14 protein-coding genes are annotated in these 13,821 nt (G+C 55.2%); 5 read left to right on the top strand and 9 right to left on the bottom strand.

The genetic code is table 11. From position 1 onward, the window contains the following. Window positions 1-11: 11 nt before the first annotated feature. From ABIT76_02170 to ABIT76_02145, 6 genes are all read right to left on the bottom strand, one after another. Window positions 12-974 carry an MlaD family protein gene (locus tag ABIT76_02170; GenBank protein ID MEO7931941.1) on the bottom strand — a complete coding sequence of 321 codons (963 nt, stop codon included), beginning with the start codon at window positions 972-974 and terminating at the stop codon, window positions 12-14. A gap of 12 nt (window positions 975-986) precedes the next feature. After that, a complete protein-coding gene (locus ABIT76_02165) occupies window positions 987-1,805 on the bottom strand; it encodes an ATP-binding cassette domain-containing protein (protein MEO7931940.1) in 819 nt (272 codons plus the stop codon). Then, entirely contained in the window at window positions 1,802-2,593 is a 792-nt protein-coding gene (locus tag ABIT76_02160) for an ABC transporter permease (GenBank protein MEO7931939.1), read from the bottom strand. Before ABIT76_02160 ends, ABIT76_02165 begins: the two co-directional genes overlap by 4 nt. Window positions 2,594-2,685: 92 nt before the next feature. Further along, complete coding sequence (locus tag ABIT76_02155; protein ID MEO7931938.1) at window positions 2,686-3,123, bottom strand: DUF5130 family protein; 438 nt, start codon at window positions 3,121-3,123, stop codon at window positions 2,686-2,688. Continuing rightward, window positions 3,124-3,888, bottom strand: coding sequence for a TPM domain-containing protein (locus tag ABIT76_02150; GenBank protein MEO7931937.1), 765 nt, complete (start codon window positions 3,886-3,888; stop codon window positions 3,124-3,126). A gap of 29 nt (window positions 3,889-3,917) precedes the next feature. Continuing rightward, window positions 3,918-4,508 carry a LemA family protein gene (locus ABIT76_02145; GenBank protein MEO7931936.1) on the bottom strand — a complete coding sequence of 197 codons (591 nt, stop codon included), beginning with the start codon at window positions 4,506-4,508 and terminating at the stop codon, window positions 3,918-3,920. 94 nt (window positions 4,509-4,602) lie between these two features. On the opposite strand from ABIT76_02145, the gene ABIT76_02140 reads away from it, so the two are divergent. Continuing rightward, window positions 4,603-6,369, top strand: a complete 1,767-nt coding sequence (locus ABIT76_02140) for an ABC transporter ATP-binding protein (protein MEO7931935.1) — start codon at window positions 4,603-4,605, stop codon at window positions 6,367-6,369. A gap of 3 nt (window positions 6,370-6,372) precedes the next feature. Here ABIT76_02140 and ABIT76_02135 read toward each other — a convergent pair whose 3' ends face one another. Genes ABIT76_02135 through ABIT76_02125 form a run of 3 tightly spaced genes read right to left on the bottom strand, consistent with a single transcriptional unit; the run spans window position 6,373 to window position 8,322 of the window. Continuing rightward, the gene (locus ABIT76_02135) at window positions 6,373-6,894 is read right to left on the bottom strand and encodes a hypothetical protein (GenBank protein MEO7931934.1); all 522 of its coding nucleotides are present in this window, start codon (window positions 6,892-6,894) and stop codon (window positions 6,373-6,375) included. Window positions 6,895-6,915: 21 nt separating this feature from the next. After that, window positions 6,916-7,398, bottom strand: a complete 483-nt coding sequence (locus ABIT76_02130) for a hypothetical protein (GenBank protein ID MEO7931933.1) — start codon at window positions 7,396-7,398, stop codon at window positions 6,916-6,918. Between the two features lie 12 nt (window positions 7,399-7,410). Next, window positions 7,411-8,322, bottom strand: coding sequence for a hypothetical protein (locus tag ABIT76_02125; protein MEO7931932.1), 912 nt, complete (start codon window positions 8,320-8,322; stop codon window positions 7,411-7,413). 366 nt (window positions 8,323-8,688) lie between these two features. Here ABIT76_02125 and ABIT76_02120 point away from each other — a divergent pair, with 366 nt between their 5' ends. The 4 genes from ABIT76_02120 (at window position 8,689) to ABIT76_02105 (ending at window position 13,804) form a co-directional block, all read left to right on the top strand. Continuing rightward, window positions 8,689-10,455: an ammonium transporter gene (locus tag ABIT76_02120; GenBank protein MEO7931931.1), complete on the top strand. Its 1,767-nt coding sequence runs from the start codon at window positions 8,689-8,691 to the stop codon at window positions 10,453-10,455. 147 nt (window positions 10,456-10,602) lie between these two features. Next, window positions 10,603-10,938: a TMEM14 family protein gene (locus ABIT76_02115; protein ID MEO7931930.1), complete on the top strand. Its 336-nt coding sequence runs from the start codon at window positions 10,603-10,605 to the stop codon at window positions 10,936-10,938. Between the two features lie 27 nt (window positions 10,939-10,965). Beyond that, window positions 10,966-12,255 carry a sodium:proton antiporter gene (locus tag ABIT76_02110; GenBank protein ID MEO7931929.1) on the top strand — a complete coding sequence of 430 codons (1,290 nt, stop codon included), beginning with the start codon at window positions 10,966-10,968 and terminating at the stop codon, window positions 12,253-12,255. 244 nt (window positions 12,256-12,499) lie between these two features. After that, window positions 12,500-13,804: an ammonium transporter gene (locus tag ABIT76_02105; protein MEO7931928.1), complete on the top strand. Its 1,305-nt coding sequence runs from the start codon at window positions 12,500-12,502 to the stop codon at window positions 13,802-13,804. Window positions 13,805-13,821 lie beyond the last annotated feature (17 nt).

Raw genomic sequence — 13,821 nt, 5'->3', positions numbered from 1 at the left:
AATTCCCGGACTTAGCGGCGACTGACCGGAAGCGCGCGGCGGACTTGCACGTCGCCCGGCTGCTCGTTGGCATAGTTTTTCGTCGAAGGCCAGATGATGCGCCACGGCTGCCGCTTGATGGTATCGGTAAACTGGCTGGCGTTTCTGCCGGTAGCGACGAGTTCCGGGCCGACCTGGCCGACGGTGTTTCTGAGAGAAACGACCGTTCCCTTGAGATCGACGGATGCGGATCGAAAATTCGCGAGGGTGACTTTGAGATCATCGCCTTCCAGATCACTTGTGATTTTCTCCACATTGGCGAGCGAGCGTCTCAGCGACGCCATGGAGTCATTTAGTGAGGTTGTAAGATTTCCCTGTGGATCGGTCAGTTTCGCAAGGTTATCTCCCAAGGCGTGAAAGCGACTAAGAGCAAGATTGAACTCAGAACCATCGGCGGTGATGCTGCCGATGTTGGCCGCTGCCGTTTTGAGTTCGGCCAAGGTTTCTTTGCCTGTGATGATGAGAGGCTCCAATTTGTCGAGAACTTTTGGAGCCAGTTCGGAAAGCGCAGCCTCGCGTTCTCCGATGAAGATGTGACCGTTCTCGGCGAGCCCGCTGGTTTCATCGCCGTTGGTGAAATCGATCACAAGTTCAGACAATAATCCGTACGCAACCATCCGGGTTTTACAGACTTTGTAGAGTGGCGCATCGGCTTCCACTCTGACTGTGATGATAGCTTCGTAATCGGGTTTGTCCGCCGGGCGCTCTTTCAGTGGGACGGGGGTTTTCAGGTCGATAATTTGCCCAACTTTGCGTCCTGCCAAGTTTACGGGAGCGCCCGCTTTGATGCCTGATGCGTTGTCGATGCGAACGTAGTAGGTGTTTAATTTTTTGAAAACACCGGGAGCGCCAATATAGAGGACGAGCGCGACGAGCGCTCCGATGGTTATAAGGACGAGAAGGCCGGTGCGGATTTCACTGCGGATGACTTGCATGGTGTAAGTGGATTAACGTTTCTTTCGAGTTCTGGAATTGTTTTCCACCGCTTCGGGTGGTGTCTGCCCCGTATTTTCCAATATTGGCCCATGGGTGTCACCCGAAAGAAACTGGGTAACCACAGGATTTTTGGAAGCGCGCATTTCGTCGGGAGTCCCGACTTCGATCACCTGTCCTTTATAGACCATCGCCAAGCGCGAAGCGACGCGAAAGGCGCTCTCCATTTCGTGTGTGACAATAATGGAAGTCGCGCCAGTTTGTTCGCTGACTTGTATCATGAGTTCATCAATGACCGAGCTGATGACCGGATCGAGGCCAGCACTGGGCTCGTCGTAAAGGATCAACTCGGGCTCCATCATCAGGGCGCGGGCGAGTCCGATGCGTTTCTTCATGCCACCACTGAGTTCGGCGGGCATGGCAAACTTGGACTCGGCCATGTTCACCATATCGAGTTTCTCATCGATCAACTTTTCAATCTCAGCCGGAGTTTTTTGTGTCAGTTCTTCTAACGGCAAGGCTAGGTTGTCTCGCACGTTAATGGAGCTGATGAGCGCGGAATATTGATAAACCATTCCAATCTTGCGCCGGAGTTGGTTGAGCATGCTGCGCTTGAGTTTGGGCACTTCCAAGTAGCCAAATTTCACCGAACCGGAATTCGGTTTAAGAATACCGCAGATCAATCGTAGCAACGTGCTTTTGCCGCTGCCAGACTGACCCATCACAACAAGGCGCTCCTTCTTTTCAACAGCCAGATTGAATCCGTCCAAGATGACTTTTTCTCCGAAGGCGAGCCGCACATTTTCCAAACGAATGAGAGGATGATCACTCATGGCAGGACGTTGGTGAGGATAATGTTTGCCACCGTATCCATGCCGATGACCGTCGTGATGGCGATGACCACGCTGGAGGTCGTCGAAGAGCCGACACCAGCTGCACCGCCTTGCACGGCGAGTCCTTTGTAGCAGGAGACGAGGCCGATGATGAGGCCGAAAAGAAGGCTTTTCACCACGCCGGTATAGATGTCTTTCAGCATGATGCTTTCCAGCATCAAATCGCGGCAATAGGAGAAGGAAATATTTAGGTTATACCAAGAGACGAGCGCGGTGCTGATCAAAGCCGCGACTGTGGCCACCACCGATAGGCAGGGCATCAGACACGTGATCGCCACCACGCGTGGTGCCACCAGAAAACGCATCGGTCCGATGCCCATGGTTTCCAACGCCTCCACTTCTTCGGAGACGGTCATGGTTCCCAGCTCTGCGGTGTAGGCGGCGCCAATCCGGGCCGCAATGACAATTCCGGTTAGAAGCGGACCTAACTCGCGTGTAAACGCCACCGCCACCAAACCCGGGACATAGCGTTCGCTCCCAAAGCGTTGCAACTGGTAACCCGTGAGAATGGCCATGGTCAGCCCGAGAAAAAACGCCACCATCGCTGTCAGCGGGATCGAACCCACGCCCGCGCGGTCCGTTTGCTCAAAAAGCGAGGCGGCGCGGAAGGGAGCCCGCCCGCGGGTGATATTTTCCATCATTTCGGAAACCGTGTTCAGCAGAAGCCAGACAACACTCCCGACGGTTTGCAAAAACGATTTGGTCTGATTGCCTATTTTACTAATCATGGATTACAAAAACGTCACAGTGTAGCACATTGCGGCTACGATACGTCTCAAACTCCGCTCTGGCCGGGGTTTTCCCGATGCTGTCTGAAGATTCAGCAATCCTCCAGCAAATCCTTTTGGCCGGTGCGATCTGGCGTCGTTACCATCGGAAAATACTGCCGCTGAACGTCACCGATTGTCTGCAAAGCCGTTAACAAACCTTCAGTAAGATGGCCGCCGGCGAAGCGTTCAGTCACGCAGGAGACCAGATTGGTCCACCATTCCTGCGGCAGTTTTTGATGAAGGTCCGTGCCGCCGATGACGGCGAGTTTCTGGCTTTTCGGCGCGACAAATATTAGCACCGAGTTCTGCGGCGTGGTCTTTTCCAGCTTCAATCGATGGAAAATAGCGTGCGCTTCGTGCATCGCGTTCTCCACTTTTTTGTGGCTGATGAATAAGACCACGTCGCCGGAATTTCCACGCTCCGCCTCCTTGATGGCGTCCACCAGGCGGTCTTTTTCCAGTTGGTGAATGAACTCTTTCGTTTTCATTTACCAGCTCCCTCCCGCTCCACCGCCGCCGCTGGTGCCACCACCGCCGGAAAATCCGCCTCCACCACCACCGCCCCCCCAGCTACCACCGGAGCTGCCGCCGCCGCTGATCCAACCGCCTCCAAAGGAACTGTAGCCTCGGCGATTCACCAGCACATCGCGTCCATTGCGCCGCAGGGCGAAGAGCATGAACAAAATAAAGAACGCAATCACCATCCATCCGCCTGAAGCACCGCCTTCATTTTTCTGGCTCTCGCCCACGGTCTTGCCAGTGCCATGGTACTCACCCCGCGTTGCCGCCATGATCGCATTTGCGCCGGCCTCGATTCCGCCTGGGAAATCACCTGAACGGAAACGTGGCACAATTTCGCTATCGATGATTTGCTTGCAAGTCACATCTGGAAGCGCGCCCTCCAAGCCGCGGCCGGTGGCGATAAACAGCTTCCGGTCGTCCTTGAAAATGAAGAGAACGATACCATTGTCCTTTCCCGCCTGACCAACCTGCCAGGATCGGAAAACTTGCGTCGAATATTGGGCGATCTCAGCATTTGCCGGCAGGCGTGAAAATATGGCGACCACCAGTTGATTCGATGTCTCGCGCTCAAACGTCTCCAGCCGCGCGTTCAGTTGCCCGATCTGCGCTTCATCCAATACGAAGGCCCGATCCGAAACGTAACGAGTTGGTTTCGCAGGCAGGGTAACCGAAGACTGGGCGCCCGCATTCAAGCCCGCCAGACAAAGAATCACCAGCCAGAGCCAGCGCATGGATCAGGGCTTGTTGCCGAAGTCGAACTTCACCGCGGTGCCACATCGCTGCCAGCACGGGCCTCAAAATACGGACGCGTTGTGAACCCAGCCATCGCCGCGAAAAGCACGGCGGGAAATTTACTGATAGCCGTGTTGTAAGTTTGCGCTGCGGCGGTGAAATCGCCGCGTGCCGTGGTGATGCGATTTTCAGTTCCCTCCAATTGCGCCTGCAAGCCTTGAAAATTCGCATTGGCCCGCAACTCCGGATAATTTTCCGAGACCACGAGCAAACGCGACAGGGCGGTTCCGAGCTGACCTTGAGCCTGTTCAAATTGCTTGAGTTGCTCGGCTGTGGCCGGAGCTTCGCCAGGAGTGATTTTCATTTGTCCCACACTCGCCCGCGCCTGCACGACAGCTTCCAGGGTGGATTTCTCGAAATTGGCCGCGCCAGACACGGTTTGGACCAAATTGGGGATCAAGTCGGCCCGGCGTTGATATTGGTTTTCCACGTCTGACCATTTGGCATTCACCCCTTGCTTGAGCCCGACGAGATGATTGTAACTCCCGATGGCAGACAGCACCAGAATCCCCACTACGACCACCAATATAACCAGACACCCGAGTGCGACTTTCTTCATGCGGGAAGTATCAGCCGAAATGTCTTGGCGGCAAGTGCTTTGCGTTAGCTATCACTTGCGCCGTGTCAACGCCACGCGGAGATTCCGCCTCCTTATGCGTTACGCCGGCAGTGATGATCCCCTTGCGAAAAAACCGAGTCTGGGCACGGTCTTGCGGGTGTTTGCCTATGTCCGGCGCTATCCGTGGATGGCGACCGGGACGATTTTCAGTGCGATGCTCACCACTCTACTCGTGGTGGTTTTTCCGACGGTAACTCAGCAGATCATCGACAAAGTCATCATTGGAAAGCAGCCCGCGCTGCTGCTGCCGCTCGTCCTCACGGGGCTTGGGGCATTTTTCCTGCAAGATTTCTTTAACGCACTCCGCATCCTCCTAAACAACACCTTTGAGCAAAAAGTGATCTTCGACCTGCGGAGCGACCTCTATTCTCACATTCAGCGGCTGCCGCTCAACTGGTTCGACAACCGCTCCACGGGCGACATCATGACGCGGATTCTCGAGGACGTGAACTCCGTCGAACGCGTGCTGATTGATGGCATCGAGCAAGGCACTGTCTCCATCATGCAGATCCTGATCGTGGGCGGATTGATGTTCTGGCAGCAACCGCGCCTGACCTGGCTCGCACTCGTGCCGATCCCGTTTTTGCTGGCAGGCGCGCTTTCCTACACGCTTACCGCGCACAAGCGTTACCGGCTCCAGCGCAAGGCGTCGTCCGCGATGAATTCCCTCTTGCACGACAATCTCGCCGGTATCCGCCAGATCAAAACCTACGTCCGGGAAAACGAGGAACACGTTCATTTCAACCAGATCAGCGAACAACTGCGACAAGCGACTTTGATCGTTATGCGCTCGTGGGCGATCTACTCGCCGTCGATGAATTTCTTCACCTCGTGCGGGCTGATTCTCATGCTGGGATTCGGCGGACGCGCCGTTCTCGGGGGCACGATGCAACTCGGCGAACTGACGGCATTCATCATTCTGGCGCGCTTCCTCTACGAACCCATTGGGCGCCTCCATAGCTTGAATCAACTCATCCAGGCGGGTCGTGCGGCAGGCGAACGCGTTTTTGAAATCCTCGACACACCCACGGAGATTGGCGCGAGCGACACGGACAACGGCGAGCGTTTCCAAGGTGAGGTCCATTATAAAGACGTCAGTTTTTCCTACTCCGAGGATCTGCCGACCTTGAAACATATCTCACTCCACGCCCGCCCCGGCGAAACGATTGCCCTCGTCGGCGCGACTGGAGCGGGAAAATCCACGCTCGTAAATCTGCTTACGCGTTTCTACGAATACGACAGCGGTGAAATCGAAATCGACGGGAAAAATCTCTGCGATTACTCGAAGTCTGCGTTGCGCGTGAACGTCGGCGTCGTCACGCAGGAAAGCTTTCTCTTCAATGGCAGCATTCGCGACAATCTGCTCCTCGGCAGACCGTCGGCCACCGACGAGGAACTGGAGTCCGCCACCCGCGCCGCCAACGCCTGGGATTTCATTGCGCGGCTTCCCGAAGGTCTCTCCACCAAGGTGGGCGAGCGCGGAATCAAACTCAGCGTGGGAGAAAAACAGCGCATCTCGATTGCCCGCGCCTTGCTGAAAGATCCGCCCATTCTCATCCTCGACGAAGCCACCGCCAGTGTGGACACAGAGACGGAGCGGCAAATCCAGGAGGCGTTGGAGCGGTTGCTAGTCCGACGCACCAGCTTCGTCATCGCGCATCGCCTCAGCACCGTGCGACATGCGAGTCAGATTCTAGTCTTGGACAAAGGCCGCATCGTTGAACGCGGAACGCACGAGGAACTGGTCGAACTCGGCGGTGTTTACGCGCGTCTCAGCGCCACGAGTCTGATCCGGGCCTGAGTTTTATCCGGCGCGGAAGAGATAATCCAAAATCGTCTCAAACTCGACTCGCTGGATGGCGGCCAATGTCTTCACTGGTGTGCGAGAGCCGTATTTGGAGCGCTCGCAGAGCGTGGTGAAGAGATACGGATCCCAGTTGAGCTGTTTCGCCATGTCCTCGGACAAAGCAGCGGCGCGACGCTGGAGTTCCTGGAAAAAAGACAGTTCTCCCGCACGGCGAAACCAGTAGCGCGCATTCTCGAAATCCCCCTCGCGGCGATGAACGATGCCATGCAGATACGCCGCGAGATCGCCCGGTGCCTCCTGCACCAGACGATGTGCCTCGTCGAGCGCGTCATTGGCGCAAAGCAGCAAGGCGCGAATCAGCCTGGCCCGGTCGTGAAGCTCATCCGCGCCGGTCAGTTCCAGTGTGGTGGCGTTGCGGATCAGACTCACTTGCTCCACCGATAGCGTGCCGCTGGGCTTCAGCGAATCCAGACTTTCCAGATGAAAAAGAAGCCGTTCCAGAAAGTCTGTGTAAGCCATTTTTAACTTCCGGCTGGGATGTTATCGAACAGGCGCTTCAATCACACGGCGTGAAGGGTCCGTTGCCGCAGGATTGGAGTAAATCTGGAGCGGGGTGATTGTCTTCAGTGTGTAATCCGTGAGGACAAACTCAGGATAGAATCCATTGGAAGCCGGCTCGTAAACCGTGTCGCCGGAGAAGTAGCCCTTAAACTTGTATTCGTAATTGCTATCGCTGCCGATGAGGCCCATGGCGCGGTCGGGAGCGAGTTTTTTCTGTTCGTTCAGCATCACCATTTTAGCTGTGCTCCAAGGCTGTTGCGGACGTCGGATGTAACCCCAAAAATGGTAGTCCTGCTTGTAATAGCGGCGCGCAACCCAGTAATCGCCCGGTTCCTCCTGCTGCACGCTGGCGTAGAGTGCGGCGCGATCAATCGTGTTGGTGCGCCCGCCGGTCGTTTCGCAGCCATTCAGAAAGAGCAGGCAGAACGTGAGGCAGAGTGTGTAAATGGGAAAGTTTTTCATGGGTGTTACAGTCTATTCAGGAAGATACGGACGAAGCCATTCTGCAAATTCCGCCGTGTCGGAATAAGGCGGCGGCTGGATGCCACCGTGCAGATTCCATGTTTCGAGGTGCGTGATGGATTCTCCGGGTACCAGGGTGACGAGCGGCCCGAGGGTCTCAATTTCGAGCATGTCTTCATTGGTAAAGCTCTCATAATTGCAACCCATGTCGGCGTAAGTCGCACCTTCGATAAAGGAGACCGTCTTCGTGAAAAGCTGATCGCCCAACAGGTAAGCGGCCCATTTGCCTTGATGAGCGAGGCCAAACTTGAAGGGCAGACGATCCGGCTCCTGTCGCAGGCTGATGAAATGTTTTCCCAGATGAAACCGCGAGTCGGTCGTGTCGCTGAAAGCCCAAAGAATGAGCGCGCGATTCGGTAGCAGATCGCGGGGATGTTCACCAAGCGGCGGCTGGGGAAGAAGGGCGATGCCGCCGGGAGCCATTACAGACAAAGCCCACGGAGCCACGGATTGGGGGGAGGAGGTGTCGTTGGTGAGGGTGTGGGTGAGTTGCACGCCACTGCCGGAGACGGCGAGTTCGACAGAAAAGTCCTTGCGAATCTTCCAAGCGTCCGTGCCCGGAGTGGTGAGTGTGACGGAATTATCACCAGTGATGGCGTAAGGAAATGGCTGGTTATCAAGTGCATACGTGAGGTCGATGTCCTCCGGCGCGATCCAGAGACGGTGGCCGCCACGGTTCATCCACGCGGCTTCGCCCGTGCCGCCCATCTGCTCGGCGTAATTGTGCAGGATGTTGGTCCCAGTGAGCGGGCGGTAGCTGAGAATGCGCGGGCCGACTTCCAGTGAGATGACGAGTTCGACAGAGTCGTTGGCGAGGCGGAGATTGCGGCCCCAGCCGCCGTAGGGGATTTCTTGTAAGGCCATGATTTAGAGAGTGGTTTTGATAATCGCAATCGTCGGGCGGAACAAGTGTGAATCAAACAAGAACTGTAGAGAGCGTGTTCGATTTTGATCATCATGGATAACGAAAGCCGCTGAACGCATACTTTATTCCAAAGGTAACCGGAAAACAACGGCAGCGACTCAGTAGCAAATCGGCCATTTAACACTCTGGGCCGAAAATTATCAGACGTTGGCATGGCCATTGCTAACGAGCCGCTCGTTCAAACTTCAATCTGCCAGCTGCATGTGGCCTCACCGTCCCTTGCGCAAAACTTGTTGATCTGAACACGCGCTATTTTCTCACCAAGTGACTAGCGGCAACAACGCAACCTTTAACTACCAACGTATATGTATAACTTATCCAAAAAATTATGTCATCTAGCCATCATGGGTATGGTGGCGTGGACGACATTTGGTGCCAATGCCCAAGATGCCGCGCCCGCTGCGCCGGTGCCTACTCCACAAGTCCCTGACTCTGTGGCATACCCACCAGGTGCCAATGCAGGGACGGCGACGGATTTGACTTGGCCCATTCCCGCTGATGCCGCCAGCGTTAATCCAGCAGGCACGGGCAAGGTGACAAACGACGAGTTGATCCTCAATGTGGCTCACAACAAAAACTCCATCAATCTCATGTGGACCCTGATCACAGGCTTCCTCGTGATGTTCATGCAAGCGGGTTTTGCACTCGTGGAAACTGGTCTTTGCCGTGCAAAAAATGCAGCTCACGTGATGGCTACAAATTTCATGATCTACGGTCTGGGCATGCTTGGCTTCTGGATCTGCGGCTTCGCCTTTATGTTTGGAAACTACTGGAATGGTCCAGTCCCGATCGGCTGGCAACCTCCTCTGGGTCAGGGACTAGCTCTCCTCAACCACGGCTGGACAGTCCAGATTATGGGGCATCCTTTTGGCCTGCTAGGTCTAAAGGGCTTCTTCCTCAGCCCATCTGTGTTTGATACGGCTGTGTTCACTTTGTTCTTGTTTGAAATGGTGTTCATGGACACCACGGCCACCATCCCAACCGGAACGATGGCGGAACGCTGGAACTTTAAACACTTTATCGTCTATGGATTCTGGGTTGGCATGTTCCCTTACGCCATCTATGGCAACTGGGTCTGGGGCGGCGGCTGGCTGGCGCAGCTCGGTCAGAACTTTGCCCTCGGCCACGGGGCCGTCGATTTTGCAGGCTCTGGTGTGGTTCACTTATGCGGTGGTGTAATTGCCCTCGCTGGGGGTTTGGCTATTGGGCCTCGTATCGGTAAATACCGCAAAGACGGAAAGCCTAATGCCATTCCCGGACATGACGTTCCGATGGTTATGCTCGGCACATTTATTTTAGCTCTCGGCTGGTTCGGATTTAACCCCGGCTCAACCTTGGCAGGCACAGACGGCCGTATCGCCATTGTGGCAGTGAATACCATGCTGGCAGGCGCTGCCGCATCGCTGGGAACCCTCATTACCATGTATTTGGTTACAGGCAAACCTGATCCGACTATGCTTTGCAACGGCCTGCTGGCGGGTCTGGTCGCAATCACCGCTCCTTGTGCCTTCGTAAACTCGCTAGGTGCGGTGATCATCGGTTTCATAGCCGGTGTAATCGTAGTCTTCTCCGTGTTCTTCTGGGAGCGTGTGGCAAAAGTCGATGACTGCGTCGGAGCCCTTTCGGTGCACGGCGTCTGCGGAGCCTTCGGGGTTCTCAGTGTGGGACTCTTCGCAAACGGCTCTTATGGAGCTGGCTGGGGTGGCGTTCACAAGCTCTTCAAAGATGGTGCATGGACGATTATCAATAACGATGCGACTCCCGCCACCTTGAAGAAATATGCTGATCTGACTGCCAGCGGATGGGCCGATCAAGGCGTCACGGGTATCTTCGGCAAGTTCTTCGGAGCAGCCGCAAATGATGCCTCACAATTGGGCGCGCAGGTTATCGACACACTGGCCTGTATTATCTTTGTCTTCTTGTTCTCATATGCATTCATGAAGATCTCGAATCTCTTCGTGAAGATCCGCTCCACTCCGGAAGATGAGATGGCTGGATTGGATGTTCCAGAAATGGGTGTGGAAGCTTACCCTGACTTCCAGTTGACGGATAAGTCCTCACCAGGCGCATAGTAAAATCCAAATCAATGTGTTTCTCCCGCCCGTGTGAGCACGGGCGGGAGTTTCCATTTTTCAGCACCATCTGACACGACCAAGCTGTTCGCATTCCACTTGAACTCCACTCTGGTCTGACCAGAATCCACGCCCTCTATAACGTTTATGAATTCCATTACCATCGTCCTTGCCGTTGCCTCCCTGATCGTCCTCGTAGCCGGCTTATACGTCTGGCGGCTGACCACCAGCAAGCCCACCTTGCTTAACATTTTAATTTCCAGCGCCTTCCTTCTCCTCTCCAGCTACTCCATGACAGACGTTCACCAGAAAGACTTTGGCTTCGCACTCGCCTTCTTCGCCGCCATGCTTTGCACCGGACGCGCCGGTGCCTTTCTCTGGCGCAGCAAAAAAGAACCAGAGCTCACCATGCCAGCATATTACATGTCGGGAATTAGTTTAGTGACCATTATTTCCACCATCCTGGCCTACAAAGGCCGCTGATAGTGGACGTGGAAAAAACCCGCTCACATGCTACTGGCACTCGCAACTGAAGGACTGGATCCGCACCCGCTGATGGTGCTGCCTTTCGTGGGCATGCTCCTCTGCATAGCGGTGATGCCACTACTGTTTTCCCACATCTGGGAGCGGCATTATCCGAAGATTGCCTTGGGACTCGGATCGATCTGTGTGGTGTATTACCTATGGATGCATGGCGGCACACGCATCGCGGGAGTGTTGGAGGAATACGTCAGCTTCATTGTCTTCATCGGCTCCTTGTTTGTCGTTGCGGGTGGCATTCATATCCGCATCCAAGGAGAGGCTCGACCATTGAGCAACTGCCTTTTTCTCCTCATCGGCGCAGTGCTGGCCAACCTCATTGGAACCACAGGAGCCTCCATGCTTCTCATTCGTCCCTGGGTGCGGTCGAACAAATATCGATACACAAATTTCCATACGGCGTTCTTTATTTTTACCATCAGCAATGTTGGCGGCTGCCTCACGCCGATCGGCGATCCACCCCTTTTCTTAGGTTACTTAAAGGGAGTTCCTTTCTGGTGGGTGACGCAGCATTGCTGGAAGGCTTGGGCGTTTGCCGTCGTCTCCCTGGTCGCCATCTTCTATCTCTTCGACCGGACCAACTTTGTTCGTGCGCCACGAGCCATTCGCGAAATGGAAACAGCCCATGAAACCTTTAAAATCGAGGGTCGCCGCAGCTTTCTACCATTGGCAGCCATTCTGGTTGCTGTGATTTTTGCGCCTCCCATCTTGCGGGAGATTATTATGATCGCATCCGCCGTCATAGCATACCGCAGCACGCCGCGTCCCATCCACGATGCGAATCATTTTACTTTTGGGCCAATTAAGGAAGTCGCGTGGCTCTTCGCGGGAATATTTATGACCATGATCCCGGCTTTGGATTACCTCCAGCTTCATGCCGCCGCACTCGGCTTAAACACTCCGGAGCAGTTCTACTGGTTGAGCGGCGCGTTGAGCGGCGTACTCGATAACGCCCCGACTTATCTCGCGTTTCTCTCCGCCGCTTTCGGATTGAAGCATCTCGACTTAAACAACACTGCCCACGTTGCCCAGTTTCTCAAAACTGATGGCCTTTATGTGATAGCCGTGTCACTCGGCTCGGTTTTTTTCGGGGCCATGACTTACATCGGCAACGGCCCGAATCTCATGGTGAAATCTATCGCCGATCACGCCAAGGTCCATACCCCTCATTTCTTTGCCTACATCTTTAGATTCTCGCTGCCAGTGCTTCTGCCTGTCCTTGCCGCAGTCGCTTTTTTATTGAAAACAGGCCGACTTTAAAACTCACTTCAACTTTACATCCTCGTCAAACCCATGGCGGCTTCCCTAAAAAGCACGCCAACTTTTTCAACTGCAAACCTAACCAAACCAACAAAAACAAAAAACCATGACCAAAACCCACTACTATCTAGCCATCCTGGGCGCGCTTTTCGCCGCGCTCTTCCTCGTGCCAAACTCACTTCATGCCCAAACCCCAGCGCCCACTCCGACAGTGGAGGAACGCGTGGCCGACTTGGAGGCTTACATGAATAACACTGCGGCAAAGGGTGCCTTGTCCACTGTTCCCGGCCCTGGCCACAACGGCTGGATGATGACCTGCGCGGCTCTGGTCCTTTTCATGACCCTGCCCGGCCTGGCTCTGTTCTACGGCGGCTTGGTTCGCCAGAAGAACGTCCTCAGCGTGCTCGCCCAATGTCTCGGTTGCGCTGGCCTGGTGACCATCCTCTGGTGGGCCTTCGGCTACAGCCTGGTCTTCGGCAAGAGCTTCGGCCCAGACGGCATCGGCAAGTTCCTCGGCGGCACGGAATTTTTCTTCCTCAAGGGAGTCACAAGCGCGCCGAACGGCGATTACAGCTACTGGGTTTCCCAGAATGTGTTCTCCATGTATCAACTGATGTTCGCCATCATCACCCCGGCTTTGATCGTCGGTGCCATCGCCGAGCGCATGAAATACAGCGCAATCATGGCTTTCATTCTTGTCTGGATGTTCGTGGTTTACTTCCCAATGGCCCACATGGTCTGGGGCGTCACCGGCATGATGAACGGCGTCTGGAATGCTACTGCCAGCATCAAGGCTATCGACTTCGCAGGTGGCACCGTGGTGCACATGACCTCCGGTTGGTCTGCGCTGATTCTATGCATCATTCTGGGCAAACGCCTCGGCTTCGGCAAAGACAAGATGGCTCCGCACTCGATGGTGCTTTGTATGGTCGGCACCGGCATGCTCTGGGTCGGATGGTATGGCTTTAACGCCGGTTCCGCAGTTGCCGCAGACGGCGTCTCGGCAAACGCCTTCATGACGACGACGCTGGCTGCAGCCACTGCGGGCTTCGTCTGGGCCGTGATCGAGTGGTTCCACAAGGGCCATCCTTCGATCCTCGGCTTCTGCTCCGGCATCGTTGCGGGTCTGGTCGTTATCACTCCTGCTTGCGGCTTCGTGGATGCCAATGGCGCGATGATCATTGGTCTGCTGGCCGCCATCGTTCCTTACATCTTCGTGGTCTTCGTCAAGAACGCCATTGGTTATGATGACGCCCTCGACACCTTCGGGGTGCACGCGGTCGGCGGAACTCTCGGAGCCATCCTCACCGGCGTGCTCGCCACGGCGGATGTGAACTCCAACCTGAACACGAACCTGAAGGACCTCATCGGCAAAACCCTCGTGTTTGAGCAACTTAAAGCAGTGGCATTCACCTTGGTGCTGTCCATCGTTTCGACGATCATCATCGCTTACGTGATCAAGGCTGTCATCGGTCTGCGACTCAGCCCAGAAGGCGAAAGCGCCGGTCTGGACATCACCGATCACGGCGAAGAAGGTTACATCGCCTAAGCTTAGAAAAGTCTCAC

The sequence above is a fragment of the Chthoniobacterales bacterium genome (assembly GCA_039930045.1).
Taxonomy (GTDB): domain Bacteria; phylum Verrucomicrobiota; class Verrucomicrobiia; order Chthoniobacterales; family DASVRZ01; genus DASVRZ01.
This window is presented reverse-complemented; position numbering and strand designations above follow the sequence as displayed.

Coding starts and splice junctions, on each gene's coding strand:
- ABIT76_02155 (MEO7931938.1), bottom strand. CDS start 3,123: ATGAAAACGAAAGAGTTCATTCACCAACTGGAAAAAGACCGCCTGGTG.
- ABIT76_02130 (MEO7931933.1), bottom strand. CDS start 7,398: ATGAAAAACTTTCCCATTTACACACTCTGCCTCACGTTCTGCCTGCTC.
- ABIT76_02140 (MEO7931935.1), top strand. CDS start 4,603: ATGCGTTACGCCGGCAGTGATGATCCCCTTGCGAAAAAACCGAGTCTG.
- ABIT76_02145 (MEO7931936.1), bottom strand. CDS start 4,508: ATGAAGAAAGTCGCACTCGGGTGTCTGGTTATATTGGTGGTCGTAGTG.
- ABIT76_02150 (MEO7931937.1), bottom strand. CDS start 3,888: ATGCGCTGGCTCTGGCTGGTGATTCTTTGTCTGGCGGGCTTGAATGCG.
- ABIT76_02105 (MEO7931928.1), top strand. CDS start 12,500: ATGAATAACACTGCGGCAAAGGGTGCCTTGTCCACTGTTCCCGGCCCT.
- ABIT76_02135 (MEO7931934.1), bottom strand. CDS start 6,894: ATGGCTTACACAGACTTTCTGGAACGGCTTCTTTTTCATCTGGAAAGT.
- ABIT76_02120 (MEO7931931.1), top strand. CDS start 8,689: ATGTATAACTTATCCAAAAAATTATGTCATCTAGCCATCATGGGTATG.
- ABIT76_02110 (MEO7931929.1), top strand. CDS start 10,966: ATGCTACTGGCACTCGCAACTGAAGGACTGGATCCGCACCCGCTGATG.
- ABIT76_02160 (MEO7931939.1), bottom strand. CDS start 2,593: ATGATTAGTAAAATAGGCAATCAGACCAAATCGTTTTTGCAAACCGTC.
- ABIT76_02115 (MEO7931930.1), top strand. CDS start 10,603: ATGAATTCCATTACCATCGTCCTTGCCGTTGCCTCCCTGATCGTCCTC.
- ABIT76_02165 (MEO7931940.1), bottom strand. CDS start 1,805: ATGAGTGATCATCCTCTCATTCGTTTGGAAAATGTGCGGCTCGCCTTC.
- ABIT76_02125 (MEO7931932.1), bottom strand. CDS start 8,322: ATGGCCTTACAAGAAATCCCCTACGGCGGCTGGGGCCGCAATCTCCGC.
- ABIT76_02170 (MEO7931941.1), bottom strand. CDS start 974: ATGCAAGTCATCCGCAGTGAAATCCGCACCGGCCTTCTCGTCCTTATA.